Here is a 1,200-nt window from a genome sequence, read left to right as displayed (position 1 = left end):
AACGAGGAAGTGCCTATCGATGTACGTCGTCCGACACCGCCGGATAATAAAGTTTACCCGAGCGAGACCGGTATGTATATCACGAAGATCATGTTCATGGGAGTACTGTCTGCTATTTTAATTTTCATAGCCATATTTATATGGATACGGAGAAGAGGGCGATAGTAGTTGCGTGGTGATTTTTACTCATCGCTCGTTTCCTTGCTACCCGGCGGGAGACGGCGATGATTTTTGGACAATATGGTTAGAATTTTTAAATAAACCGAGGGGAAATTTTGTAGTGTGTAATTAGCCGTATTGACTTGTAATGTTGATCTAAAGAGGGATCGTTTGGAGACGAACGATCCCTCTCGTTTTTTGGGTCGAATCGTCGATTCAATAAGGATTGAGCATGATATGGAAACGGATAAATAGGATTTTATACTCTATTTTACCGGTCCGGTGATAAAATATTGGAGATGTGCATGTAAAATTTTTTATATTTTTCACTATCGAGTGTATTAAAATAAAAAATTATTTATTTATTTTTGTTAGCCGGATGTAGTATTTGTGTAAAAACAATAATCATGAGAATTGTAAACAAGTTTTTTCTTCTACAGCTACCGAGAGCTGGTTTTTGTATGCAAAGAGTGTTTGTAAGGCAAAAAGAGAGTGACAAAATCAGTGGGAATCTAAAATTGTTTATTAAACTTATGTAAAGAAGATAGCAGGGGTATCTTGTCGTATCTCTTTGTACAAGTTTCTGAAAAAAATAGGTTTACCTATTATAGAAGTTATTTTGAGCAAAACAGATACAGGGAAAATATACTTTCGATAAGTTGTTATGTTGAAACGGATGCATTTTAATCACAATTATAAGTAAATCTATTGTATGGAAGAATCAATTGTAAAAGTAGAAAATTTATCCCATCGTTACACGATCCAGTGGGCGGTACGGGATATTAATTTCGAGATTACCAAGAACGGTATTTATGGCCTGTTGGGTTCCAACGGCGCGGGTAAGTCGACCACGATGAATATCATGTGCGGTGTCTTGCGTCCGACGGAAGGAAACGTTTATATCAAGGGAGTGAGTATCCGGGAGAACCCTGTAGAGGCGAAACGGCATATCGGCTTTTTGCCCCAGACGCCGCCCTTGCACCCGGATTTGACGGTGACGGAGTACCTGGAGTATTGTGCCGGCTTGCGTCACGTCCCGGA

General features: G+C 39.4%; 1 protein-coding gene. It reads left to right on the top strand.

The genetic code is table 11. The annotated features are described in order from the left end of the window. Positions 1-871: 871 nt before the first annotated feature. The coding region (locus DMB45_RS14575) for an ATP-binding cassette domain-containing protein (RefSeq protein WP_146216466.1) at positions 872-1,200 on the top strand (329 nt) is incomplete at its 3' end.

Source organism: Sanguibacteroides justesenii (genome assembly GCF_003204205.1).
GTDB classification, from domain to species: Bacteria; Bacteroidota; Bacteroidia; order Bacteroidales; family Marinifilaceae; genus Gabonibacter; species Gabonibacter massiliensis.
The sequence above is the reverse complement of the archived record's forward strand: the minus strand, read 5'-3'. Positions and strand labels throughout refer to the sequence as shown.